21 protein-coding genes, 1 tRNA gene and 1 pseudogene are annotated in these 24,540 nt (G+C 50.8%); 10 read left to right on the top strand and 13 right to left on the bottom strand.

What is annotated here, in order from left to right:
• Positions 1-20: 20 nt before the first annotated feature.
• The gene (locus ACYQ27_RS08290) at positions 21-1,502 is read left to right on the top strand and encodes an MATE family efflux transporter (protein WP_456453898.1); all 1,482 of its coding nucleotides are present in this window, start codon (positions 21-23) and stop codon (positions 1,500-1,502) included.
• Positions 1,503-1,521: 19 nt separating this feature from the next.
• On the opposite strand, the pseudogene ACYQ27_RS08285 reads toward ACYQ27_RS08290, so the two are convergent.
• Positions 1,522-2,772: pseudogene (locus ACYQ27_RS08285) on the bottom strand (RNA-guided endonuclease InsQ/TnpB family protein); the annotation flags it as partial.
• A gap of 158 nt (positions 2,773-2,930) precedes the next feature.
• Between ACYQ27_RS08285 and upp the strand changes: the two are divergent.
• Positions 2,931-3,599, top strand: a complete 669-nt coding sequence (gene upp / locus ACYQ27_RS08280; RefSeq protein ID WP_460041459.1) for a uracil phosphoribosyltransferase — start codon at positions 2,931-2,933, stop codon at positions 3,597-3,599.
• A gap of 417 nt (positions 3,600-4,016) precedes the next feature.
• Here upp and ACYQ27_RS08275 read toward each other — a convergent pair.
• Positions 4,017-4,104: transfer RNA gene (locus ACYQ27_RS08275), tRNA-Leu, on the bottom strand.
• 212 nt (positions 4,105-4,316) lie between these two features.
• On the opposite strand from ACYQ27_RS08275, the gene ACYQ27_RS08270 reads away from it, so the two are divergent.
• Both ACYQ27_RS08270 and ACYQ27_RS08265 read left to right on the top strand, forming a co-directional pair.
• Positions 4,317-4,598, top strand: coding sequence for a hypothetical protein (locus ACYQ27_RS08270; protein ID WP_456394646.1), 282 nt, complete (start codon positions 4,317-4,319; stop codon positions 4,596-4,598).
• Positions 4,599-5,090, top strand: a complete 492-nt coding sequence (locus ACYQ27_RS08265; protein ID WP_456453891.1) for a putative toxin-antitoxin system toxin component, PIN family — start codon at positions 4,599-4,601, stop codon at positions 5,088-5,090. It abuts the gene before it with no gap.
• A 163-nt stretch (positions 5,091-5,253) separates the two neighbouring features.
• On the opposite strand, the gene rpiA is transcribed toward ACYQ27_RS08265, so the two are convergent.
• Genes rpiA through psmB form a run of 5 tightly spaced genes read right to left on the bottom strand, consistent with a single transcriptional unit; the run spans position 5,254 to position 10,247 of the window.
• Positions 5,254-5,937, bottom strand: coding sequence for a ribose-5-phosphate isomerase RpiA (rpiA, locus tag ACYQ27_RS08260; RefSeq protein WP_456394648.1), 684 nt, complete (start codon positions 5,935-5,937; stop codon positions 5,254-5,256).
• Positions 5,938-5,941: 4 nt separating this feature from the next.
• The gene (locus ACYQ27_RS08255) at positions 5,942-6,280 is read right to left on the bottom strand and encodes a hypothetical protein (RefSeq protein WP_456394649.1); all 339 of its coding nucleotides are present in this window, start codon (positions 6,278-6,280) and stop codon (positions 5,942-5,944) included.
• Positions 6,281-6,331: 51 nt separating this feature from the next.
• A complete protein-coding gene (locus ACYQ27_RS08250; RefSeq protein WP_456453890.1) occupies positions 6,332-7,660 on the bottom strand; it encodes a pyridoxal-phosphate dependent enzyme in 1,329 nt (442 codons plus the stop codon).
• 6 nt (positions 7,661-7,666) lie between these two features.
• Entirely contained in the window at positions 7,667-9,613 is a 1,947-nt protein-coding gene (locus ACYQ27_RS08245; RefSeq protein ID WP_456394651.1) for a beta-CASP ribonuclease aCPSF1, read from the bottom strand.
• Between the two features lie 16 nt (positions 9,614-9,629).
• Positions 9,630-10,247 (bottom strand): archaeal proteasome endopeptidase complex subunit beta, encoded by a 618-nt coding sequence (psmB, locus tag ACYQ27_RS08240; protein ID WP_456394652.1) that lies wholly within the window; start codon positions 10,245-10,247, stop codon positions 9,630-9,632.
• Between the two features lie 137 nt (positions 10,248-10,384).
• Between psmB and ACYQ27_RS08235 the strand changes: the two genes are divergently transcribed.
• Entirely contained in the window at positions 10,385-11,545 is a 1,161-nt protein-coding gene (locus ACYQ27_RS08235) for a hypothetical protein (RefSeq protein ID WP_456453889.1), read from the top strand.
• Positions 11,546-11,635: 90 nt separating this feature from the next.
• On the opposite strand, the gene gdhA is transcribed toward ACYQ27_RS08235, so the two are convergent.
• Positions 11,636-12,898, bottom strand: a complete 1,263-nt coding sequence (gene gdhA, locus ACYQ27_RS08230; protein WP_456453888.1) for a glutamate dehydrogenase — start codon at positions 12,896-12,898, stop codon at positions 11,636-11,638.
• Between the two features lie 588 nt (positions 12,899-13,486).
• Here gdhA and ACYQ27_RS08225 point away from each other — a divergent pair.
• Together ACYQ27_RS08225 and ACYQ27_RS08220 are read left to right on the top strand one after the other, a co-directional pair.
• Positions 13,487-15,088 carry a sodium-dependent transporter gene (locus ACYQ27_RS08225; RefSeq protein WP_456453887.1) on the top strand — a complete coding sequence of 534 codons (1,602 nt, stop codon included), beginning with the start codon at positions 13,487-13,489 and terminating at the stop codon, positions 15,086-15,088.
• Between the two features lie 161 nt (positions 15,089-15,249).
• Complete coding sequence (locus ACYQ27_RS08220) at positions 15,250-15,978, top strand: alpha-glucosidase (RefSeq protein WP_456394656.1); 729 nt, start codon at positions 15,250-15,252, stop codon at positions 15,976-15,978.
• On the opposite strand, the gene ACYQ27_RS08215 is transcribed toward ACYQ27_RS08220, so the two are convergent.
• Positions 15,975-16,292, bottom strand: a complete 318-nt coding sequence (locus tag ACYQ27_RS08215) for a P-II family nitrogen regulator (protein WP_456453886.1) — start codon at positions 16,290-16,292, stop codon at positions 15,975-15,977. The two genes, ACYQ27_RS08220 and ACYQ27_RS08215, sit on opposite strands and share 4 nt — an antisense overlap.
• A 180-nt stretch (positions 16,293-16,472) precedes the next feature.
• Entirely contained in the window at positions 16,473-18,416 is a 1,944-nt protein-coding gene (locus ACYQ27_RS08210) for a 1,4-alpha-glucan branching protein (RefSeq protein ID WP_456453885.1), read from the bottom strand.
• Between the two features lie 139 nt (positions 18,417-18,555).
• Between ACYQ27_RS08210 and rqcH the strand changes: the two genes are divergently transcribed.
• Positions 18,556-20,505: a ribosome rescue protein RqcH gene (gene rqcH / locus ACYQ27_RS08205; RefSeq protein WP_456453884.1), complete on the top strand. Its 1,950-nt coding sequence runs from the start codon at positions 18,556-18,558 to the stop codon at positions 20,503-20,505.
• An 11-nt stretch (positions 20,506-20,516) separates the two neighbouring features.
• Here rqcH and ACYQ27_RS08200 read toward each other — a convergent pair whose 3' ends face one another.
• On the bottom strand, positions 20,517-20,948 hold the full coding sequence (locus tag ACYQ27_RS08200) for an amino acid permease (RefSeq protein WP_456453883.1): 432 nt from the start codon (positions 20,946-20,948) through the stop codon (positions 20,517-20,519).
• A 189-nt stretch (positions 20,949-21,137) separates the two neighbouring features.
• Here ACYQ27_RS08200 and ACYQ27_RS08195 point away from each other — a divergent pair, with 189 nt between their 5' ends.
• Positions 21,138-21,590: a hypothetical protein gene (locus tag ACYQ27_RS08195; protein WP_460041458.1), complete on the top strand. Its 453-nt coding sequence runs from the start codon at positions 21,138-21,140 to the stop codon at positions 21,588-21,590.
• Between the two features lie 473 nt (positions 21,591-22,063).
• Positions 22,064-23,383, top strand: a complete 1,320-nt coding sequence (locus ACYQ27_RS08190) for a TrpB-like pyridoxal phosphate-dependent enzyme (protein ID WP_460041457.1) — start codon at positions 22,064-22,066, stop codon at positions 23,381-23,383.
• Here the strand turns inward: ACYQ27_RS08190 and ACYQ27_RS08185 are convergent.
• Both ACYQ27_RS08185 and ACYQ27_RS08180 read right to left on the bottom strand, forming a co-directional pair.
• Entirely contained in the window at positions 23,344-24,051 is a 708-nt protein-coding gene (locus ACYQ27_RS08185) for a Ribonuclease P protein component 3 (RefSeq protein ID WP_456453882.1), read from the bottom strand. The two genes, ACYQ27_RS08190 and ACYQ27_RS08185, sit on opposite strands and share 40 nt — an antisense overlap.
• The gene (locus ACYQ27_RS08180) at positions 24,048-24,503 is read right to left on the bottom strand and encodes an RNA-binding protein (protein WP_456394663.1); all 456 of its coding nucleotides are present in this window, start codon (positions 24,501-24,503) and stop codon (positions 24,048-24,050) included. Before ACYQ27_RS08180 ends, ACYQ27_RS08185 begins: the two co-directional genes overlap by 4 nt.
• Positions 24,504-24,540 lie beyond the last annotated feature (37 nt).

Here is a 24,540-nt window from a genome sequence, read left to right as displayed (position 1 = left end):
GGCGTTTTAGCGTGATTTTCATGAAACGCGGAAAAGTCCAGCGGATGCGTGAGGAGATACTCACAGGCCCAATCGAGAAGACTTTGCTCGTCTTGGCAGGGCCGCTTATAGTCAATAACTTAGTCCAGGTTGTCTACAACATCACGGACACCTTCTGGCTGGGAAAGCTTGGCAGAGAGGCTCTCTCAGCTCCGGGTGTTACCTGGCCAATAATAGGCACCCTGATGGCGCTCGGGATGGGCTTCACAACGGCCGGATTTGCCTTTGTTGGTCAGTATATAGGGGCAGGTGAGTATGGAAAGGCAAACCGCTCCGCGGGGGCGCTCTACTCGCTCATGCTCTTCTTTGCCACGGCAACGGCCGTACTCGGGACACTGCTTTTACCGTACGCGCTGCATTTCATGAAGGTGAGCGAGAACGTCTACCCCTATTCTCTCACCTATGCGAGGATAATCTTCCTCGGTATCCCATTCTCCTTTACATTCATGGCATTCGGGGCGCTCATAAGGGCGACGGGCGATACAAAAACGCCCGTCAAGATAACCCTCCTCACGGTGGCGATAAACATAGTCCTCGATCCTCTTTTAATATTCGGCTGGCTCGGCCTCCCAAAGCTGGGCGTCGCCGGGGCGGCCATAGCGACGGTCTTTGCCAACTCGGTGGGAGCTTTCATTGGGCTGTACCTGCTCTTCACCGACAGGGTTGGCTTGAGCCTCAGCCTTGAGAGCCTCAAACCGGATTTTGAGTTCTACAAGAGGATATTCAAGGTGGGCCTCCCGTCGAGCATTGGCCAGTCGGCGAACAGCTTCGGCTTCGTAATCCTCACGAGGATAATCTTCGGCTTTGGTGACGTCACCTATGCTGCGTACATAATAACCACCCGGCTGGTTAACTTTCTCACAAGCATCTCCCGCGGAATCAGCATGGCCATGGGGACGATGATTGCCCAGAATGTCGGCGCCGAGAACTACGGGAGAGCCAGGAAAATAGCCGAGAGGACGATGCTGGTGAACTTCACCATTGCAAGCCTTGCGATACTGATAATCGGGCTCTTCCGCGTGCCGATATTCAGGGTGTTTCTGAACGACCCCGCTGTGATCAAGGAGAGCAGGATAGTGCTCGAATACTTCCTGATATCTGTGCCCTTCTTCAACGGAATCTTCATAGTCGTTAACAGGACATTCAGCTCCGCCGGGCACACAAAGAAGAGCATGCTCCTCGGAATATTCCGCCTCTGGGGGCTGAGGATCCCGCTGAGCTACGCCTTCGGCTATGTTCCCGTGCTGGCGGTCTCCACTGCCATTCCCCTGATCGGAAGGCTTGCCTTCAGAATACCCCTCGCCGAGCTGTTCGGGATGAGCAGCACGGGCGTCTTTTTCGGCATGGGTATGAGCAACTTTGTGGCGGCCCTCGTGGCTTTAGTATGGTTCATGAGGGGCACATGGATGAGAAGGATAATCGAAGAGAAATCAAAAATAGAGTCCGATGAAGCTCAAACTTAACAGCCGGAAGGCTAGTGAACTACCCAACCCTTACGGACGGGGCTTCGTGAGGGTTGAGACCGCCCCAGGGCAATCTCACCCTCACTGGCCGGTTCACACGGCCACTACCGGCTATCGCCCGAACGGGTGAATCGCCGGCTACCTTCCTCAAAATATTCAACGCCCCATTCACATCAGCATTAATTAGAGTCCCAGTCGAGGACTGGAAAAGCCCCCTCTTCACCCGCCTCCCGAGGTACTTCTCCTTTTTCTCAATCGGCTCCAGAGCGAGAGCGTCAGCCTTACTCGTGTAGGTCTCGTCAACCTCAACGTAGTTAATCCCGTAACGCTCGCACTTGGCTTTCAGCTTCCGCTTGAAAAGGCCGAACGGAATGTACTGGAAATTCTGGTTGTTCCTCTTCCCGAGGCTTCCGTTCTGTTTTATCCTCTTCAACTCTCCGACGACGATGTTTCCAATCCCATTCTCAAGGCAGTAGTTCACGATGTGGCTTACAGCCTTGTTCATAAAGTCGTTAATCACGTTCCTTCTCTTCCTCAAAAGCCAAGCCATCTTCTTCCCGAACTTCACACCCTGCCTGTCGTATTGACTTTGGAGGCGGGCTTTCTCCTTGTTCCACCACCGGTTGAAGCTCTTCAACCCCCGGCCTTCGATGATGAAGGCCGTCCCGGTGGTGGAAACGCAGGTGGCGAAATTATCAAGCCCCAAATCGATGGCGAGGTATTTTGAGTAGTCCAGCTCCCTCCTCTCGGACTCAACCTCGTAAACATACTCGATTTCGAACCATAACGCATTGTATCTCGGCAGGATGCGGACTTCCTTTATCCTATGACCCCTGACGTTCCTTGGGAGGGTGAATTCAAGGTGTTGAACCCCGTATTTTCTGGCGAAGTTCCTGCCGAGGGATAGGACTGCCCTGTCACCCTTAACCCTGAAGGACTGGTAGGGAAAGATGAGGACGAAGTGCCCGTTTTTAGGGAGATACTTAGGTGGTCTTACCGGGCGGTTGTAGTTTCCCTTTCTTCTCTCGTTGAGGACGTGGAAGAAGGAGCGGAAGTTCCTCTCAACGATTTTCATCGTTTGCTGTGCCGCTTGACTAGGCAGGAGTTTGTAAGGCTCGCTGTCCTTCACGAGGTGGTAGGCTTTCGCATAGGGGAGAAAAGTGCCGTTCAGCTCGTAGTGTTGTTTAACCATGTAAAGGGTTATGTTGTAGAGGCTTTTGGAGAGGTGGGTTAGCGTCCGGAGGATTTTGTAGGTTTTCTTGTCAACTCTGAGGTGGTTCTTCTGGGTGAAGTACGTTGAAGATCATCTATTATTTTTAATGTGTGTCTGTATTTAGGACTTTCGGGCTGTCATCCCCCTCCTCCCGGAAGGGGGTCTTCCACCCAAAAGCAGATAAACCCTTCTCCCAATTCCCTGCTGGTGAGATCATGAAGAGGGACGAACGCTGGGAAGGTGTCTATTCATTTGAGGACAGCCCCTTCATCATGGAGATTCTGACCGAGCTGAGGGACGAGAGGACAGGCCCGATACCCTTCCGGAAGGGGCTCGTGAAGCTCGGCCGCTACATGGCCTACGAGATAACCAAGACGATGGAGGTCAAGAAGGTCCCGATAAAGACGCCGCTTGAAGAAACCACCGGAACTGTGGTCAAGGACAGGCGCAACGTGGTGATAATAACTGTTTTGAGGGCTGCCATTCCGCTCATGGAGGGCCTCATAAAGGTTCTCGATCACGCAAGGGTTGGCATAGTCTCTGCTTCCCGAGGAAAAGCTCCAAAGTTCGAGATAGAGATGAAATACGTCAAGGTGCCGCAGATAAAGCCTGAGGATACGGTCATCATAGCAGACCCGATGATAGCCACCGGCTCGACTCTCATCAGGGTTCTGGAGGAGGTCAGGAAGTACGGAAAGGCAAAGCGCTACGTCATAGTTGGAGTTCTGGCAGCGCCCGAGGGGATAAGCAGGATAAAGGAGGCACATCCCGAGGTCGAGATGTTTGTCGCTGCTATAGACAGGGAGCTCAACGACCACGGCTACATCCTGCCCGGTCTCGGCGATGCGGGTGACAGAGCATTCGGTGCGCCGATCAAGCTTTAAATCCTCCTCTTTTCTTTTAGCAACCGTTGTTTGGGCAGAGTTTGGCCGAGGAAGCTTTTGAAAATTTGCTGGACAAAGTTTCATCAACCTTGATCAAACTTTTGCTTGGCAAACAAACTTTGCAGAGCAAAGTTCCGTCAAAGTTTGTGATTCTATCCCGGGTGGTTTTCTTGTAAGTGTTTGCATTCCTGAAAAGGCCTTTTGAAGCTTGGAATCACTTGATGGGATATTGGTTTTGGGTTTACGATTTTCCCGCGCTCTGAATGAGCGCTTTTTAGAAGTAAATCCGTGTCTCGTAGGTTTGTTAAAAATAATTCCCGCTTCAAAGGCTTTTTAGAGTGCAAACGCTCTCAAAATCGCACTTAGGAGAAGAATCACAAACTTTTGATCAAACTTTTGCTCAGCAAAAGTTTGTAATGGTGCGGGGGAGGGGATTTGAACCCCTGAACCCCTGCGGGAGTGGATCTTGAGTCCACCGCCTTTGACCAGGCTCGGCAACCCCCGCATATGCAGGCGGATTTACCACCAAAGTGCCGCTCCTAAGGAGCGCGACCTCCTCAACTTCTGCAGGTAGTGTAATGTGCAGACGCGGGAAATACTATGACGAAAACCTCCAATGAGGTTTATAAATTTTTAGGATAAAAGCCTTTTCCATTAAACGGAAATCACACCAAAAACTTAATCTATCCCGGCAATAAAAAACACACAGGTGGGAGCATGGCTGTAAAAACTGTTGATAGGCGGGTCTTTGAGTCAATCCTTGACGGTCTCGCCAAGGCCACGAAGGAAAAGCCAGAGGATATAATCTGGTTCTTCCAAGTGAGGGAGTTAATGAGCGAGATGGACAAACCAATGAGCGATGACAAGGCCTGGAAAATCATCCTCACAGACAAGAAAACCACAAACCTGAGCACCACCGAACTCCTTGAACTCGCGAGAAAAGAGATCAAGAAGTTCCGCAGGATAGAGCGGAAGCTGAAAAAGCTCGGAGTGATTTGAATGGTTCAGCTTAAGGTTGTCCTTGACACATCCATTCTGATCAGCGCTCTAAAAACCAGAGACCCCAGAAGAAGTCCGGCAATTAGAGTCCTTGAGCTTCTTAAGAAAGGGACTCTTCAAAATTACGGTTCAAGGGATACGCTGAAGGAAATGAAAGAAACCCTCGCAATCATTGGCCTTCTGGTGGGAAAACCAGAAAAAGCCAAGGCAATATACAACTTGATCCAGAACCACACGAAGAGGGTCTCGCCGAGGGTAAAGTTTGAGGATGACACTAAAATGGTTGAACTGGTTGGCCACCCTGATGATGTTAAGTTCCTGAATGTGGTTTATACCTCCAAGGCTCGCTACCTCCTAAGCATGAACACAAAACATCTCGTCGAACTAAGAGACAAAAGGACTCTTAAGTTCAATCTCAAGAGGCACTGGTTCTACATCATGACTGCCGGGGAGTTTTTGAGGCACATAAGAGAAAAGTATAAGTTGAGTTAGCCTAGACACTCTATTGTTGGTTCGGTTCTTCTATGCTGTCATTCTGACGGGAGATGTCCTCATTTGGCCAAAACAGCCTATCCTGAGTCCACCGCCTTTGACCAGGCTCGGCAACCCCCGCATATGCGGGTCAACAGGGATAAAAGGACAGAGGCTTATAAACTTAACGCTCAAGTCTCTTAACGCCTTCCCTCGTGCCCACAAGGACTATATCGGCGATATCCGCAAAAATACCGTTTTCCACGACTCCGGGGATATTGTTGAGTTCTATCTCAAGGTCGAGGGGATCCTCTATCTTCGGGAAGTGCGCGTCAAGTATGAAGTTCCCGTTATCCGTCACAACGGGCCCATCCTTCTTTGATGCCATCCTCAGCTCCGCTGTGGCGTTAAAAACCTCAAGTTCCTCCGCTATGGGCCTCCAGGCTGCAGGAATCACCTCTATGGGGACTGGCATCTTCTGACCGAGCCTCTCGACCAGCTTGCTCTCATCAACGAGAACGAGGAATGTTCCTGCCCTGTACTCTATGATTTTCTCCATCGTCAGCGCAGCACCCCTGCCCTTTATGAGGTTCAGGTGGGGGTCAACCTCATCCGCCCCATCAACCGCAATATCTATGGCATCAACTTCGTCGAGACCAACAACCGGCACCCCGCTCTCCAGAGCAAGGAGCCTGGCCTGATAGGATGTGGGGATGCCGTAGACATCCTCCAGATCGCCTTCCATTATCATCCTGCCGAGATAGCGGATAAAGTGTGCGGTGGTTGACCCTGTGCCAAGGCCAACTATCATATCATCGTCGATGAACTTCAGAGCTTCTTTAGCCACAGCCTTTTTCAGTTCTTCCATCGGCTCACCCCGTTACGGTTGCGTTGTTAATTATCCTGTAGAGCAGACTCTGATTGGAGTAGAACTTCGGCTGGAATCCTGTAGAGACCGTGTAAACAAGCAGCGTGAAGTACAGCCAGAACAGGAAGAACCCGCCGAGAGAGCGCCTGATTGCATTTCCCGGCTCCTGAAGCTCTTCGGGCAGGTCTTTCAGTACCGCTTTTGCCACGTAGGGTATCAGGAAGATGAGCGAGAATCCAACTATCCATCCAGCCTGATTCTGGAGCGATAATGCTCCACTGATGACCCCGCTGAGCGCACCCCAGCCATAAACCATGAGCGAAAACTTGTTCTCAGGCTTCACTTTCTTTCACCTAACTTAGCTTTTAAAAAGAGTTTAAAATCTTTCCGCTCACTACTCTGAAAAGTTCTCAAGCAGTCTCTTTCCTTTCTCGCTGAGTCTGTAGTAGAGCCGTTTTCCCCTCTTCCGGGATTTTTCAATCAGGCCGAGGCTCTCAAGCTCTTTTATGTGCTGGTAGACCGCCTGATAGTTCATCGGCTTCTCAAGGTTCTCCCATATCTCATAGCCGTACCTCTCGCCATCCCTGAGGAGTCGCAGTATCTCAAGCTTGGTGCCCCCTATGGAGAATCTCTCCTCCCTGTAGTATGCCTTGAGCCCCGAGCTGGTGACTATCAGAGCCACCCTGTCGTCCCTCTCAAAATAACCCTCTTCGCTCAGCCTGAACAGGGCGGGGACAACAACTGCGGAGGAATACTCAGCAAAGACGCCCTCATTGACCAGCACCCTTTCCCCAAAGTCGAGCTCGTCCTCCCCGACAAGAACCGCGGTGCCCCCTGTCTCCCTAACGGCCTTAATCGCTCTCTCCTTACTCACGGGGTCTTTAACATAAAGGCCGAGAGCCCGTGTTATCTCCTTCTTTGCCTTTCTTCCGAGTATCTCACTCGCTATCGGGGAGCATTTTTCCGGCTGAACCGCTATCAAACGGGGCATCTCATCAATGGCGTCCATCTCAAGGAGCTCCCTAAATCCCCTGTATATGCTGTAGATATTGCTCCCGCTGCCGGTCGGGACGATGACGTGGGTGGGGTTGAGTTCCTCCCATAGCTCAAAGGCTATGGTCTTCTGCCCTTCGAGGCCGATTATATTGTTCTCGGGGGTTACATCATAAAAGCCGTTGAGCCGGGATAGCTCCCTCACGTACTCTATGCCCTCGTCGACACTATCCCCGTAACGTATTATCTTTGCCCCAAAGGCAATCATCTGGATAAGCTTGCCCCTGTCGATCTTCTTCGGAACGACAACAAAGGCTTCCTTTCCAGCTCTCGCGGCATATGCGGACAGAGATGCAGCAGCATTTCCGTTGCTTGCAACAGCGAAGCCGTTTTCAGCGTATGGCAGGCCGTAGGAGACTGCGACCGTTATAAGCCTGTCCCTGAATGACCCGGTGGGATTCCTCGTCTCATCCTTGATGAAAACATTCAGGCCAAGCTCCTCGCCCAGCTTGGCCTTGAAAAGAGGGGTTCCACCCTCCTTTAGGGTGATTACCCTTTTAACATCCGGAAGAAGCTCCCTGTATCTCCATACTCCCCTGTCCCTTCTCCTCCAGCTGGAGATATCAACCTCCGAATAGTCGTAGCTGAGCTCAAGCTCCGCTCCGCAGGAACATCTGGGAGGGATAAAGGAAGAGTATGAACGGCCGCACGACGGGCACACAATCCTCATACCTCATCACTTGAGCCGGATTGCATCGAGGTTGTTCGGGGCTCTCGTTGATATCCCAAACTTTTTGTGTATGCTGCTCGCCAGATCCAGGCACTTCTGGGGCTCACCGTGAACCGTTATGACCCTCTCCGGCCTCGGCCTCACCCTTGCTATGTAGCTTATAAGCTCCCTTCTGTCGGCATGTCCCGAGAAGCCATCTATTGTGTGGACCTCCATGTTGATCCTTATGGCCTCTGTCTTCCCGCCCTCTCCTATCAGCGGAATCTCCTTCATGCCCCTCTGAATCTGCCTGCCGAGGGTTCCCTCAGCCTGGTAGCTCACAAAAATTATGCTGTTTCTTGGATCGGATGCGAGCTGCTTGAAGTACTCAACGCTCGGACCGCCCACGAGCATGCCCGAGGTCGCTATGATTATTGCGGGCTCACCGCTGTCGATTATGTCCTGCCTTTCCTTGGTGTTGGCGACGCTCTTGAACACCGGATTCAGGAATGGGTTGTAGCCTTCATGGAATATCTGTTCCCTCAGGTGTTTGCTGAGGTATTCGGGATATGCCGTGTGGATTGCGGTAGCTTCCCATATCATTCCATCGAGGTAAATCGGAACCTCTATGCCTCCGACCCTCGCATACTCCTCAAGAACCATCATTATTTCCTGAGCCCTGCCGACGGCCATTGCGGGGATGAGCACCTTTCCGCCGCGCTTTATGGTCTGGTGGATAACCTCAATCAGCTTCTTCTCGGCCTCATCTCTGGGCATCTGGTAGTCATTACTCGCACCGTATGTGGATTCCATCACGAGGGTCTCCAGCCTCGGGAATCTGTTTGCAGCCGGCTCAAAAAGCCGCGTGGGGATGAATTTGAAATCCCCCGTAACGGCCACATTGTGGAGGCCGTTTCCCACGTGCAGGTGTGCAATGGATGAACCGAGGATGTGTCCGGCGTTGTGAAGCGTGAGCCTCAGATCAGGTGATATATCCCTGACCTCACCGTAGTCGAGGGTTATCGTGTGCTTTATGACCTCCTTAATATCCCTCGGCCTGTAAAGCGGTTCTATGCCGTTGCTCTGCTGAATTTCAATGAAATCCTTCTGAAGGAGCACCATCAGGTCTCTCGTTGGAGGTGTGGCATATATAGGGCCGTCGAAGAGGTTGAACCTGAAGAGATAGGGAAGCAGACCGCTGTGGTCGAGGTGCGCATGGGTTATTATTATGGCATCGAGAAGGCCTTCGTTGAGGACATATCTGAACTCGGGAGCCTCAAAATGGGGGAACGCTTTCTTGGGGTCATTCAAAGCGGCAACATTGACGCCAAAGTCCACCAGTACAAAGCTTTCATTTGTCTGAAGAAGGAGAGCTGACCTTCCAACTTCCCTGAATCCTCCCAGACCTGTAATCCTTATCCACTCGCTCTTGAGCTCGGGCTTTCTGTATATGTTTCTGCCGACCTGTCTCAGGAATTTTCTCCTGTCCCTGCTCTCCGACTGAAGTATCTGTCTGACGGAGTATATGGTCTGGGATTGAATGGGGGGAGTTCTTATAACCCTCGGGGCCCAGTGGACCTTCTGTGTTATCAGCCTGAGCGTCTCTCCGTTTTTACCTATGACCAGCCCCGGCTTTTTGGCCTCAATTAAAACCTCTCCCACGGAGGGATCAAAGCTTATGTTGGTTATCTCGGCATCCGCAGGAACGAGCTGCTTTATCATCTCCTCCGCCCTTTCGGGGGGCAGGAGAACCTCGGGATCAGGGCGCACGCTTATGCGCTTTTTCAGAATCTTTGCAAGGTTCTTTATTAAATCCCCGTCCTGCATTATAACCTCTGGATTTTTAACATAGATAACGAGCTCCGGGCCCTCAAATTCGACATCGGCTATTTTTGCCTCCCGCGGAACCATCTGATCTATTATCTCCTTGATTTCCTTGAGAATATCATCGACAAACGTTTCCCTTTTTATCAATTTCCTCACCTCTGACTCACAGTCCCTTAAGAATGCTCTCTATATCTTCTTTACCGAGCTCTCTATATCCCTCTTTCGTGATCTTCACAACCATTATGCCATCCCCTGTAAAAACATCCCTTCTCATGGCGGTGTTTATGGCCTTAACGGCAAGCCCGATGGCATCCTCGGCCTGCATATTCTCCCTGTATTCGTTTTCAAGAACAGCATAGGCAAACTCCATCCCGGAGCCTGCAGCGGCAAATTTATCCTCGGTCAGGCCTCCGGCCATATCTATTGAGTACAGCTCACCCTTTTCATAGAATCCTCCGATAAGGAACCATCCAAAGTAGGGCATGAAGCGGTTTCCATGAAGGATATTCGAGGTGAGCGTTGCGAGAGCCCTAACACTCATCTCCCTACCAACCCTTGCCTTATACAGACTGCTTTCCGAGCGGAGAAGCCTGACAAGACTGAGAATATCGCCAACACTGCCAGCTCCAGCGAGGGCTGAATGCTCGTCAATTTTGAATATCTTTGTCACATCCTTCGAGGCTATCATGTTGCCGATCGAGGCCCTCCTGTCCGCTGCAAGGACTACCCCATCACTACATGCAATGCCAACTGTGGTGGTTCCCTTTAGCTTGTCTGTCAATTACAACACCCCTTGCGCTTAGTATTTTTCAGAATAGAAGAACCTACAAAGGCCGTTTGTCCGAACAGTATTTAAAGTTTTCGCATTGAGGGAGGGATTTATAAACTTCAAACACCAAATTCCGGGAGGTGGTTGGGATGAAAGAGGTTATACTGCTGACAGGCCCCCCTCTCAACGGAAGGGACGAATATGCTGAGGAGGCACTCAGGCGTTCTAAAGAGGAGTACGATTATCACCATGTTTTTGAATACCTGATCCAGGTTGGAAAGGAGCGGGGGCTTAAAATAACCCGGAAGAATGTTCTTGATTTTGCAATAAGCCATCCTGATCTGATGAATGCCATCAGGGACAGAGCTTTCGAAAGGATAAGGAAGGAGATAGACGAGTCCGAGAAGAGGTATCATATCGTCTCCACCCCTTCGCTCTTCAGGTGGGGCAGCGGCAGCGTTCTGGGATTCACACTGAGCAACCTGAAGCTTCTGAGGCCGGACAGGGTTATAATCGTCCTCGATGACATCCTGAGCGTCAGGAGGAGGATAGTAAATGACCCCGAGTGGTTTGAACGGTTCGGAAATGATAAGGACAACATCAAGCTAACAACGCTGGTTCTGTGGCGTGAGGATGCCATAAACCACGTCAAGACGCTTGTCCATGAACTCGAAAAGGAAGGAGTTAGGGTAAGATACGTCCTCCAGTTCGGAATCCGCCATCCCCACGACACCTTCCTAAATCTGCTGTTCAGTGAAAATGAGAGGCCCCTCGTGTATCTCAGCTATCCCATGACCGGCCACGAAGAGGAGTACTATCACCGGGTGAGGGACTTCTACACCAGATTAAGCCGGTATTTCACAGTCCTCGACCCCGGAGCTTTAGATGACTGGTGGGTCGTTGCGGAATACGACAGCCAGATAAACGAAGACCCCTCAATCAGAAAAATCAAAATCAAACACCTCCTTGACGGCGAAGAGGTTGAAGAGCTGGACAGGGAGGATATAGAGCATGCAACGGACATCCTGAGGAGACAGCTCGTCGAGAGGGACTTCAATCTCGTTGATGTGTGCAAGGCCATAGCGGTTTATCACTACACACCGGAGGTTTCCGCTGGGGTTATAAGTGAGATGGCCGAGGCCTACAGAACATTCGCCGCCATATACCTCTACTATCCCTTCAAACGCCGCCCAAGCCCCTTCATGGAGTTCTACGGCATGCAGAACCCCTCAAGGAGGACGATGTTCAGGGATGACGAGGAGATGCTCAGGGCCATGGTGGAGGAGAAGGAGTACTGGACAAAAGTTTGATTATCTCCATCTGCCTTTGGTATCATGATATACCCACAGGAAAACAGGATAAACATAAACACAAGAAGAAAAAAGGGCAGAAATCACCCATCACTTCTTGACCCATCCGCGGTGCTTCATGGCGTCGTAGACCCTCTGGACGGCGACGACGTAGGCGGCATCTCTCATGTTGATGCCCTTCTCCTTGTGGGTGTTGTAGACGTCCCAGAAGGCCTTGGTCATCTTGTCGTCAAGCCTCTTCCTTGTCTCCTCAACCGTCCAGTAGAAGCCGTTGATGTTCTGCACCCACTCGAAGTAGCTGACCGTAACACCGCCGGCGTTACAGAGGAAGTCTGGGATTACGAGGATGCCCTTCTCGTGGAGAATAACATCTGCCTCAGGTGTGGTCGGGCCGTTGGCGAGCTCCGCTATTATCTTGGCCTTGATGTTGTCGGCGTTCTTCTCGGTGATGACCTCTTCGATGGCGCTCGGGGCAAGGACATCAACTTCGAGCTCAAGCAGTTCTTCGTTGGTTATGTTGGTTGCTCCCGGGAAGTCCTTGACGCTGCCGCTCTTCCTCTTCCAGGCAAGGACCTCGTCTGCGTTCAGTCCGTCCGGGTTGTATATGCCGCCCTTGCTGTCGCTGACGGCGACGACCTTCATGCCGTAGTCCTCACTCATTATCTTGGCCATGAAGTAGCCGGCGTTGCCGTAACCCTGGATTGCTATGGTCTTGCCTTCAAGACTGTCCCATCCAAGGGCCTTTGCGGCCTCCCTAACCGTGAAGCTGGCGCCTCTCGCCGTAGCGTCCATTCTTGCCACAATACCTCCAACACCAGGCGGTTTGCCCGTGATGACACCGAAAGCCGGGCCCTTTCTCCTGCTTATGGCCTCGTACTCGTCCATCATCCATGCCATGATCTTCGGGTTTGTATAGACATCCGGAGCCGGGATGTCGGTCCATGGGCCGATTATATCATAGATTGCCCTTATGTATGAGCGTGCAAGTCTCTCCTGCTCGGCCTCGCTGAGCTCCTTCGGGTTGACTATGATACCACCCTTACCGCCACCATAGGGAATGTCAACAACAGCACACTTCCAGGTCATCCATGTAGCGAGGGCTTTGACCGTGCTGAGGGTTTCTGCCGGGTGCCACCTGATACCACCCTTGGTTGGGCCGCGAGCCCAGTTGTGCTGAACACGGAAACCTGTGAAAACCTTAACAGAACCATCGTCCATCTGTATCGGAACGCTAACTTCCAGAATTCTCATTGGTTTCTTGAGCCACTCAAGGGCCTCTTCACTTATGTCCATAAACTGTGCAGCCCTCTCGAGCTGCCTGACCGCCATCTCAAACGGGTCCTGCTCAACCATCTTTATCACCTCAAATTTCGGTAATCTGCGATGTGGGGTTAGGCATTTACCTATATAAACCTTTCGTCGAAAAAGCCCGGAAAACCTTTATTTTCCAACAAAAGGTTATGTACGGAAATTTTCGGCGAAAAGAAAAACTCTCCCGAAATTTTAATAAAAAAAGAGGCATGTACATCCAATATTTTTTATACACTGGGGGACATTAAAATACATTGATGAATAAAAATTAAAGCAAAGCCCTCAGCGAGAAGTCGGTCATCATCCATCAGCTCACTCTCTCTTTCAATCATCGGGCAAAAGTATCTCGGGAGACCCGCTAATAAAAGTTTTTGAAACAGGCCCTGTTCAGACCGACATCTTACCGGATTATCTGCTTCCCTATCCGTCATGATGACAGAGTACGGCACGGCTCCAATTGAGTACTTAGAAAAATGTCAATCCCCAATTCTTATTCAGGGGTAGAGTAAATCGTCTTTTGTCGAAATAGGGGAGTAGAAAGCTTTATTAAGTATACCCGAGTAGTTAGCAATGCTGCATTATGTCCCCCGATGTTTGAAACTGTTGATTCGGGTTTAGAGGTGAAACGAAATGGCTGAACAAAGAGATAAATGGGCAACCAAACTCGGTTTGATTTTAGCTATGGCAGGAAATGCCATCGGTCTCGGCAATTTCTGGAGATTCCCATACCAGCTTGCCAGCAACGGTGGCGGAGCGTTCATGATACCGTATTTCTTTGCTTTGTTCTTCCTGGGAATTCCAGTGATGTGGATTGAGTGGACAATAGGCAGATACGGAGGCAAATACGGCCACGGTACGCTGGGTCCGATGTTCTACCTGATGTCGAGGGAAAGCCTGAAGCCCAAGAGCGCACTCTGGTTCGGTGTTCTCGGAGGCCTGCTGGGATTCTCGGTCTCATCGCTGCTCAGCTCCTACTACTACCAGATCATAGGATGGTCGGCAGCATACACATGGTACAGCCTGACAGGGGCATACTTCGGACAGGACACCTACAAGTTCTTCGTGGGCTACATATCCAACACCAGTGCGGTGCTGTTCTTCTGGGCACTGACAATGGTTCTCCTGGGAATAGCGGTCGGACAGGGCGTCAGCAAGGGTATAGAAAGATGGGTCAAGGTAATGATGCCGGCATTGTATGTGTTTGCCATTATCCTGGTTGTAAGAGCATTAACACTTGGCTCACCTGTCAAGCCGGAATGGAGCGCCATCGGTGGTCTGTCATACATCTGGACACCCAACTTCAGCGCATTGAGCAAGAACTTCTTCAAGATAGCACTGGCAGCCGCAGGGCAGATATTCTTCACGTTGAGCCTGGGTATGGGTATCATACACAACTATGCCTCCTATCTCGGTCCTGAGGATGACGTTGCTCTCAGCGGTCTCGCAACTGTCTCGCTCAACGAGTTCGCGGAGGTTATCCTCGGCGGTTCACTGGCTATCCCAATCGCCTTCGCATACCTTGGCCCTGAAAAGGCCATCAAGGGTGGCGTGGGTCTTGCATACATGGCCCTGCCGAACGTCTTCATGCACATGCCTGCGGGGAGGATCTTCGGAGCTTTCTGGTTCCTGCTGCTGTGGTTTGCAGGATTCACATCGGCCATAGCAACATACAACTACCTGGTGGCAATGCTTGAGGAGGATGTCCACATAGACAGAAAGAAAGGCACATGGATGGTATTCGTATGGCTCTTCATACTCGGGCTGCCGATAGCACTGGACAAAACCCTGCTCGTCCTCACGGACATGGACATGTGGGTGGGCAGCTACTTCCTGGTGTTGCTTGGATTCTTCGACATAGTGGTGGGTCTCTGGCTCTTCAAGCCGGACAACTTCTGGGAGGAGCTCCACAAGGGTGCCTTCATCCAGGTTCCCGGATGGTTTAAGCCCATAATGCTCTACATTGCACCGATTTACATGCTGATACTGCTCGCAGGAAACACCTGGAACTATGCAAAGGGCGGAGTATTCACGCTTTCACAGGCATACATGCAGGATCTGGTCAAGAATCAGGCGTTGGTCTCAACGACAATCGGCTACGCCAAGCATGCGGTCACCGTTGCAAGGGGCATGATATTCATCGTCATCATAATAGGTGCCATCGAAGCATACCTTGCCATCAAGAAGAAGTACGGAGAAGAGCTTGAAAAGAACGAGGTTATCATAAAGCTCTGAGGTGGTCAAAGATGAACGCAGGTGCTCTCGCATTCCTCGTATTTGCATGGGGAACGATCTTCATAATGATGTACTGGAGCATTACAAAGCTCCTGCATCATGAGAAGCAGCAAAAGGCTTAAAGCCTTTCTTTTCTTTTCCCTTCTTGGAGGTGTGTTCCTGTGAAGAGTTCCGATATTCTGCGAGATGTTGCTCAGACGCTTGAGGATGTTGAGAAGAGAATTAATAGTCTCAAAAATCTCTCCGATAAAAACAAAGCCAAAGCCCTGAGGCTGCTCAATGAGGCTAAGGAAAATTTCACCAGACTTGCCGGTGAGGTTGTTGTTGATAACGACGAGCTCGCAAACTTCTTCCTCAAAAGGGCCGTCAAACTGAAAAACAGCACGACGGACAAGTTCATCGAGAAGATGGGTGAAAAGGAGTACATAAAGGAAGTCTCTGCAATGAACAGGTACTCAAAAGTCGCCCCCTACGACTTTGCCGGCAAGGTTAAGGAGCTCCAAAAGGCATACAGGGCGTTTCTCTTCGGCATGATACCGTTCTATATTGTTTCGGGTATATACGGCCCCGCATTCGCCATAACGGCACTGATACTGGTGATACCAACGCTGTTATCCATGATAAGCCTCAGGAAGAGGGGCTCTATAGGTTTAATGCTCGCTCTTGCCGTCATGCCGGTTCCGATAGTTCTGGGGGCATTCTCGGTGCGTTATGGAATTTATGCCCTATCCCACGAGGAGGAGCTTATGAAGATTGCGAATGCATTCCACAGGAGCCTGACGTTTGCCCAGGGTGTTGCGGTACTCGTGGCGGTACTCGGGGCCCTCAGCATAGCACTCCTCAGTTACGCGGCATATTCTCTCTACAGGCACAGACATGCTTTCCTTTAATAGAGGGCGTCGTTGCCCCTTTCTCCGGTTCTTACCCTTATTGCGTCGTTCACAGGGATTACGAATATCTTCCCATCGCCGGGTATTCCCCTTCTGGCGTTCTGGATGATTACGTCCAGAACCCTCTCCACGTCCCCGTCCTTCACAACAATCTCCAGCTTCATCTTGGGGAGCATGTCGTGGGGAGGGATTCCTCCCTGAACACCCCTTCCCTTAACGGGATAAGCTGTTAAGGCCACAAACCCCATCTGCTTCAGGGCACGCTTAACCCCCTCAAAATCCTCTGGCCTCAAAATAGCCTCAACCTTCTTCATGAAACCACCGTATAATATACGGTGAAGAAAAGAAAAGCCTTTCGAGATTAAAGGGCGTGTCTAAAATTAAAGTTGGGATTGTTTCCGTGAGTGCTGGAAGTCTTCTGCCTGTTTAAGTGTATCTTCAAAGATTTTACTCACCACCATACAAACACCAACAATCTTAGACACGCCCCGGAATTAAATCTGGGAGACGAATTTTTTCAACCTTTTTATGGAGATTTTTGTCTTTCTGGAAAGCTCCTCAAGGTCTGCATTTCTCAGGTCTTCAATGCTCTTTACCCCTGCCCTCTCAAGCTTTTTCAGCGTTTTCGGCCCGATGCCCTTAATTTTCAGGAGCTCTTTTGTATCCTTTTTCTTAGAAGCCTTCTTCTTCAGCGTCCTCTTTTTCAGCACAGCCTTCCTGCTCTCTTTTGCCTTTCCCACGGCAACATAATCGTGGAATCTCTCGGATACCACCTTTGGCTTTTCCTCAGCCTTTTCCTCGGGCACTTCAGGAGGTTTAACAAATTTTGGCACCTCAGGAGGGTTCTGACTCACATAGACATCCAGCCTGATTGGTCTGAACGCACTGTCCTTTTCCTCCAGTGCCTCAAGGAGCTTAAGGTTGAAGCTGCCCCTTTCAAAATACTCCTCAAGCTCGTTGGCAAGTTTGTGAAATGCACCGGCATGCTCCAGAAGCCGTCTCCTCCCGTATTCCCTTGCCTGTCCCGTCGTTATCAGGAACGGCCAGTCGCTGCTTTCCAGAAGAAGGAGCTCTCTTCCCATCTGCTCCAGAATTCTGTCCGCCGATTTGTCCCTGCCGTAGTATCTGGTGGCAAGTGCAACCATTCTCTCCTCGGCTTTATAGACGTGCTCCCACATCCACTCAACTTCCGGGTTCCACCAAGTGGAGTGGTTGGAATCCTTGCCCCAGGAACCCTCGGGCAGCTCTATTTCGTGCCTCTCACCATCGTAGCTTTCAAGGTAGTCCGAAATCGTCGTCGTTTTGATATCGCGCTCGGCCATGAGTTCGAGTACTCTGCCGAGCCACTTAACGCCCTCGAACCACCAGTGGCCGAAGAGTTCGGTATCATAGGGCGAGACTATTATGGCCTTCCCGCCTTCATGCTCCTTCAGGAGCTTCTCAACGAGCGAGACAAAGTGCTTTGCATGCTCCTCGACCCTCTCAAGGGCCTTCTCAGGGTCGTAGAATTCCTTGCTTCCAAGGTCGCCATCCTTCCTTGTAATCCTCCAGTACTGCCCGCCGCTTTTCTCGGCCTTTTTGTGGAATTCCCTGTACCAGAAGTCACCCGGATATCCATAGTGGGCGCTCCAGACCTGATGTCCGGTCTCCCTGTTCCTCGCAAAGACCGCAACGTTTGAGCCCTTGATGAAATATGGTCTCAGCGTGGTCTTTTCAGTCTCCGCCAGTGTAACCTCACCGTAGCCCCCGCTGACGGGCCCCTCATCAATGAGATTGCTTTCTACAAAGAAAAACCCCAGCCCGTATTTTTCCAGAAATTTCTCCAGCCCCTTCCTGTAAACCATCCTGTTGTGGGGGAGCTCCCATTCTCCTTCCGGCCGGTAGGCACACTCAGGAAGCCATATTCCACGGGGCTTTCTGCCGAAATGTTTCTCATACGTTAAAACACCGTTCGCAAGCTGCGCGTCTATGGCCTCATCCCTCAGGAGCAGGGGAAGGTAACCATGTGTGGCCGCTGATGTTATGACCTCAATGTATCCTCCATCCTGAAGCTTCCTGAGCTCTCCTATTATGTCGCCCCCGATTCTCTTCCAGTATTCAAAAACGTCCCTGAAATATTCGAGCATATAGCTCACGGCTTTTTCATCATATCTGCCGCTCCTCAGGTCTTCTTCCATTGCCCTGAGTTTCCTCTCCATGTACTTTTCGAACTCCGATTTTATGTATTCATCGGTCAGCTGTTCCGCCAGCACAGGGGTCACTCCTATGACTAGCTGGAATTTGATTCCCCTATCCCTGAGCTTCTCAAGCTCCATGAGCAGCGGGATGTACGTTTCAGCCATTGCCTCATAGAGCCACTCTTCCCCAAAGGGCCATTTTCCATGCTTTCTCACGTAGGGGATGTGAGTGTGCAGGACAAAGGTGAAGTAGCCTTTCATAGTGTATCACCATGGGTGTTAGTGCTGTTTGGGTATTTAACCTTATTCTGTCCTTTGTTGTCATGATGTCCAGAAAAGAGCAATGAAAAGACGCCGGCAACCCTTTAAACCCGGACGATAACTCAAACTGGGTGGGAGAATGAAGGAGGAAATGAGCAGCGTTGATATCAAATACATCGTTGATGAGCTTCAAAGCCTGATAGGTTCCCGTGTGGATAAAATTTACCATGACGGAGGAGAGATAAGGATAAAGCTCCGTACGAAGGAGGGCAGGCAGGATTTGATCCTTGAGGCGGGGAAGAGAATCCACCTCACGACATACATCAAAGAGGCCCCAAAGATGCCGTCATCTTTCACGATGCTGCTGAGAAAGCATCTGAGCGGCGGATTTATCGATGCCATAGAGCAGTATGATTTCGACAGGATAGTGAAGATAAGGATAGGGGATTACATACTCGTGGCGGAGCTCTTCAAAAAAGGAAACATAATTCTCCTTGATCCTGAAAACAGGATTCTTGCAGCACTCAGATACGAAGAATTTAAGGACAGAGCTGTGATTCCCAAGGCGGAGTACAGGCTGCCTCCTGCGAGAGAGAGCCCTGTGGAAGTTGAGTGGGAGCGCTTCAGGGAGATTGTGGGAGGCTCACACATTGAGATTGTCAGGGCCCTCGCAAGAAAGCTGAGCATGGGAGGCCTCTATGCTGAGGAAATCCTGCTGAGGGCGGGGATAGAAAAGAGCAGAAAAGCGGATGAACTCGGTGAGGATGAGCTTCGGCTGGTCTTTGATACCATGAAATCGGTCTTCACAGCGGAGCCAAAGCCCAACATCGTCTACGAGAACGGCAGGATGATTGATGTTCTGCCCATCGAGCTTAGGTGGTATGAGGGATATGAAAAGCGCTATTTCAAAACCTTCAGTGAGGCTCTGGATGAGTACTTCGGAAGGATAACGGTTGAAAAGGCAAAACTGGAGAAAACCCGAAAGCTGGAGCAGAAAAAGAAGCAGATACTGGCAACCCTGAGAAAACAGGAGGAGCAGATGAGGGGTTTCGAAATTGAAGCCAAGAAGAATCAGGAAATCGGGGATTTGATTTATGCAAACTTCACCTTTGTTGATAGCCTGCTGGGAGAGTTCAGGAGGGCCGTCGAGAAGCTCGGTTTTGAGGAATTCATGAAGCGCATAGAGGAGGGAAAGAAGGAGGGGAACAGAATAGCACTCCTCATAAAGTCGGTTGACCCAAGGGAGAAAGCCATCACCCTTGAGCTGGATGGCAGGAAGGTGAAGCTCTACCTTGAAAAGAGCCTGGGTGAGAACGCCGAGCTTTATTACGAGAAGGCAAAGAAGGCGAGGCACAAGCTTGAGGGGGCAAAGATTGCCCATGAAAACACAAAGAGAAAGCTCAGGGAAATTGAGGAGCTCATTGAAGAGGAGATGAAGAAGGAGCTGAACGTCAAAAGGCTTGAGAAGAGAAAGAAGAGATGGTTCGAAAAGTTCAGATGGTTCCTCAGCAGTGAAGGGTTCCTTGTCCTGGGGGGGAAGGATGCCAGCACGAACGAGATGCTCATCAAAAAGCACATGAACGAGAACGACCTGTACTGTCACGCCGACGTTTACGGAGCTCCCCACGTCGTCATTAAAGATGGAAGGAAGGCCGGGGAAAAGACGATATTTGAAGCATGCCAGTTCGCTGTCTCGATGTCAAAGGCGTGGAGCAGGGGGGTTTATTCCGAGGATGCATACTGGGCGTATCCGGAGCAGGTGACGAAGAAAACACCGAGCGGGGAGTATCTGGGAAAAGGCGCCTTCATGGTCTACGGCAAAAGAAACTGGTTCCATGGGCTGCCGCTGAAGCTTGCTGTCGGGATTGTGTCGTATGAGGGCGACGACTTCGTGGTGTGCGCCCCGGTTGATGCCATCAAAGCCCATGCGAACAGATACATCGTCATAAGACCCGGAGGGCTGAAGAAGAGCGAACTGGTTAAGAGGATAAAGCACATCTTTGAAAAGTGGGGATACAGAGTGAGGGAGGAGGACATAATGGCGGTTCTGCCGCCCGGAAACGGGGAAATTACGGAGATAAAGGGGTGAAAAATCCAAATTCATTTTCCACTCTTTGACGCACCTCCCCCGACAAGCCCGACGAGAAAGCCTATTCCTCCGACTATGTAACCGTATGAAATCATATCCAGGATTTTCTCTCCTGTGGTGGCCCAGATGGGATACGTGAAGAGGAGCATACCCGCAATTCCCAGCAGATGCCCTCCTTTACCCCCAGTAAGACCGAAGAGTGCTCCCAGAAGGATTAAGGAAACCCCGACGACATACGACATGAAGAGAATCAGATTCGTGCTCGGGGTCTCGGTGTTAAGCTCCTTTATCGTCTCCTTTATCTGATCCATGTTGTTGTAAAGCTCCTTTGCAATGTCTATCATCGTAACCTGCTCGGTGCCGTACCATTTGGTCACCTGAAACCACGGCATGGTAAATGAAAACAGCACGAGAACTGCAGCCAGGAATCCCACCATCCGCATCATACATCACCAAGGCGTAAATTTGGAACCGGTGGCTTTTAACTTTTATGGCTGTTGGGGGAGGGTCTAAGGCTGGTTATGTGGGTCAAATTTATGCGGTCAACCTTCAAGTAGTATTCCCTGAGAATCCCGGCTGCTGGAACCGGAATCGGGACGGATAAGATTTAAAGCACCTCGCCCTAAATGTGTGTGGGGAGGCCCATGATAAACCTTTATGCCCTGACTCAGAGGGAATTCGCAAAGGATCTCATCTTTCAGATTGATGATGAAGCTGTCACCCTATCAATAAAGGGAGTTTTAATCGCACGCGTTGATAAAGATACCCATAATTTCTCCTTTTTCGAGCTGGATGGGCAGCAGTTTGTTCTTTCCGTTCAGATGAAGGGTTTTGTGATCTACATAGGCATCGAGGCGGATGAGGAGTTCGATGAAGAGGCATATCCCGAACTTATGAGGGCTCTGATGGAGCACCTCCTGCCCTCAATCGGCATGCTGATAGCGGAAGCCGAGAGGGAGTACCGGGGAAAAGCTGATCTCCTCCTTGATGACAATATGGGTCGGGACATGAAGGAGTTCTTTTACGGGCTTCTGGTGAGGCACAAACAGGGAAGGAGCATATACGAACAGACCGAAATCGCATAGCCTGGACAAATGACAAAAATCACGGGGAATTGTATGGAATTTTTGACATTATTCCCGACGCTGCGTCAAAAAATATTTAAGTTTTTCTGTTCTTTATCCTGTGGGTATTCGAGCGCGTGATGGGCTCAATCCCGCCCCCTCCTCCCTTCTTATTTAAGACATCAATGTTGGGCCGCATTTGTCATTTCTCCAAATGGAGGAGCAAAAACTACTTAAACCGCGAAGTTCCCTAAGCATTGATGCGCCATGATGTTCAGGAGTGAGTGTTTTTGGCTCTGAAGAACCTTTTCCCGAATTCCCGGTTACTTCTGAGATTTTAGGGCGGGATTGTTTTTGGAGTGATTAGGGGGGTTTGTTTTTGGCGTCCTGAGGTGTAAGTTCCTCTTTTCCCCTGTTATCCTGGGAGATACACGATTCCTCTTATTCCCTCATTTTTGGGACTTTTCGGAGATCAAAAACAGGAGGTGGTTTGAATGAAGGCCGTTCTGACGGATGAAAAAATACCAGGGAGATGGTACAACATTCTTCCCGACCTGCCGGAGCCGCTGGCACCGCCCCTCGATCCGGAGACCGACGAGCCCATGGAGCCTGGGAAGCTGCTGAGGATCTTCGCCGGGGAGCTTGTCAGGCAGGAGATGAGCGGGGAGAGATACATCGAGATTCCGAAGGAGGTGCGCGCACTGTATGCCAAGATCGGCAGGCCAACACCCCTCTTCAGGGCCACGAACCTTGAGAAGGCCCTCGGAACGCCGGCAAGGATATACTTCAAGTATGAAGGGGCGACGGTGACGGGGAGCCACAAGATAAACACGGCTTTAGCCCAGGCTTATTACGCAAAGAAGCAGGGCATTGAGAGGCTCGTTACCGAAACCGGGGCAGGTCAGTGGGGGACAGCTTTAAGCTTAGCTGGAGCACTCCTCGGTCTTAAAATCAGGGTCTACATGGCACGGGCAAGCTACCAGCAGAAGCCCTACAGGAAGACTATAATGCGCCTCTATGGGGCTGAAATCTATCCCAGTCCAAGCGACAGGACTGAAATCGGACGGAAGTTCCTGGTTGAAGACCCCGAGCATCCGGGTGGGCTGGGGATAGCGATAAGCGAGGCCATTGAGGATGTTCTCCGCGATGAGAATGCCCGCTATTCCCTCGGCAGTGTCCTCAACCATGTTCTCATGCACCAGACGGTTATAGGGCTTGAGACAATGGAGCAGATGAAGGAATTCGAGGAGCCGGATGTTATAATCGGATGTGTCGGTGGGGGGAGCAACTTTGCAGGGCTGGCCTATCCGTTCGTCCGGGATGTCCTTAAGGGGAAGGAAGACTACGAGTTTGTGGCGGCAGAACCAAAGGCAGCCCCGAGCATGACACGCGGGATTTACACCTATGATTACGGTGATTCCGGAGGCTACACACCAAAGATGAGGATGCACACGTTGGGGCACACTTACTACGTCCCTCCGATTCACGCCGGCGGGTTGAGATACCACGGCCTTGCCCCGACCCTCAGCATACTGATAAACCACGGCATCGTCAAGCCGGTGGCTTATCATCAGAACGAGGTTTTCCGGGCAGCGGAGCTCTTTGCACGGACGGAGGGTATAGTGCCGGCACCGGAAAGCGCCCACGCGGTTAAGGCTGTGGTGGACAGGGCACTGAAGGCAAGGAAAGAGGAGGTTATACTCTTCAACCTCAGCGGACACGGCCTCCTTGACCTGAAGGGCTACGGAGACTATCTGGACGGAAAGCTCGAAGATTATGAACCCGATGAGTTCCCGGCGTTAAAAGACGGCTGAAACATTCTTTTTAAAATTTTTTCCGGGTAAAAGCTTAAAGACGCCTTGGCATGGGGAACCTCCATTCCTAAGGCTATCCCGAGGCTCATCAACTCTCTGGGTGAGCGCACCCCCCACCTGTTCTCAGCCGAGGACGTGAGGAACCTCGGCACCCGGTACTTCTCAACGAGCCGCCAGTTCTTCATCATAAAGCGGAGGAGCTGAACCCTCTCATAGGGGTTTGCCTTTAAAAGAGGCGCAATGGAGAATCCGACAGCCACATTATTTTTCGCCGCGAGCCTGGCCAGCACATGGTCAAATCCGCTGTCTTTCCTTCCAAATTCCGGGCTTATGAGCGCGTCAACACCGCTCTCAATGGCAGTGCGGTTGACCCTCATGTTGCCTCCTTGGACATAGATCAGAGCCTTGAGGTTGCGGTTCTTCGCCTCCCTTATGAGACTCGGTTTTTTCGTAACAATGAGGATGGCAACCCTTCCATAACTCTCGCGGAGAGATTTAATCTCCCCTCTGAGTAAATTCCAGTTGGGGGAGCTCTCAAGAACAAGCTTTTTTGTAAAAACCACCTCACTGAACCACTCGCTCGCCAGCTCGTGCGCATCTTCGCTTCTAACGTCCATCTCAACGAAGAAGTCACTGGAGAACGAGATCCCTTCATTTTCCCCGTTCATTCCTCCAGCCACTCCCTCACAGCTTTCACAACGGCTTCCTTTCTCATGGGAAATGCCTTAAATTTTATCCTGACCTGTATAACATCCGCCCCTTCGTCTATCTCGGCCTCACCGAGGTATGCCCTCTGCTTGTTGAAGCGGATGTAGAGGGTGCCCTCCTCATCGACCTTCTCTTCGAGGTTTTTCAGAATGTAGCGCTTATCTCCCTCACTCAGGAGCCCCCTAAAGTATTCGATGAATTTTCTGACCGCTCTGCTTCTCTTTATCTCGACGTTGACGACCTTTATGGGATTGCCGAAGAAGCCTGTCGTTTCATTCACGTCAAAAATTACGTCCTCCTCATCTATTTCGGCGGGTATAAAGGTCGCTATTGCGTCGAGAACCTTATCCTCGTCTTCCGTGGCGTGGATGAAAGCAGTAAACCTGATGTGGTGGGCTCTTATATTCGCCATGATATCACCTGAGAAAAGAAACGCGGGGGATTTAAAA

The organism is Thermococcus atlanticus (assembly GCF_054657855.1).
This window is presented reverse-complemented; position numbering and strand designations above follow the sequence as displayed.

Bases quoted from the DNA above. Each gene is read 5' to 3' on its own strand.
- ACYQ27_RS08290 (WP_456453898.1), top strand. From the start codon at position 21: ATGAAACGCGGAAAAGTCCAGCGGATGCGTGAGGAGATACTCACAGGC.
- upp (WP_460041459.1), top strand. From the start codon at position 2,931: ATGAAGAGGGACGAACGCTGGGAAGGTGTCTATTCATTTGAGGACAGC.
- ACYQ27_RS08270 (WP_456394646.1), top strand. From the start codon at position 4,317: ATGGCTGTAAAAACTGTTGATAGGCGGGTCTTTGAGTCAATCCTTGAC.
- ACYQ27_RS08265 (WP_456453891.1), top strand. From the start codon at position 4,599: ATGGTTCAGCTTAAGGTTGTCCTTGACACATCCATTCTGATCAGCGCT.
- rpiA (WP_456394648.1), bottom strand. From the start codon at position 5,937: ATGGAAGAACTGAAAAAGGCTGTGGCTAAAGAAGCTCTGAAGTTCATC.
- ACYQ27_RS08250 (WP_456453890.1), bottom strand. From the start codon at position 7,660: ATGAGGATTGTGTGCCCGTCGTGCGGCCGTTCATACTCTTCCTTTATC.
- ACYQ27_RS08235 (WP_456453889.1), top strand. From the start codon at position 10,385: ATGAAAGAGGTTATACTGCTGACAGGCCCCCCTCTCAACGGAAGGGAC.
- gdhA (WP_456453888.1), bottom strand. From the start codon at position 12,898: ATGGTTGAGCAGGACCCGTTTGAGATGGCGGTCAGGCAGCTCGAGAGG.
- ACYQ27_RS08225 (WP_456453887.1), top strand. From the start codon at position 13,487: ATGGCTGAACAAAGAGATAAATGGGCAACCAAACTCGGTTTGATTTTA.
- ACYQ27_RS08215 (WP_456453886.1), bottom strand. From the start codon at position 16,292: ATGAAGAAGGTTGAGGCTATTTTGAGGCCAGAGGATTTTGAGGGGGTT.
- ACYQ27_RS08210 (WP_456453885.1), bottom strand. From the start codon at position 18,416: ATGAAAGGCTACTTCACCTTTGTCCTGCACACTCACATCCCCTACGTG.
- rqcH (WP_456453884.1), top strand. From the start codon at position 18,556: ATGAAGGAGGAAATGAGCAGCGTTGATATCAAATACATCGTTGATGAG.
- ACYQ27_RS08200 (WP_456453883.1), bottom strand. From the start codon at position 20,948: ATGCGGATGGTGGGATTCCTGGCTGCAGTTCTCGTGCTGTTTTCATTT.
- ACYQ27_RS08190 (WP_460041457.1), top strand. From the start codon at position 22,064: ATGAAGGCCGTTCTGACGGATGAAAAAATACCAGGGAGATGGTACAAC.
- ACYQ27_RS08185 (WP_456453882.1), bottom strand. From the start codon at position 24,051: ATGAACGGGGAAAATGAAGGGATCTCGTTCTCCAGTGACTTCTTCGTT.
- ACYQ27_RS08180 (WP_456394663.1), bottom strand. From the start codon at position 24,503: ATGGCGAATATAAGAGCCCACCACATCAGGTTTACTGCTTTCATCCAC.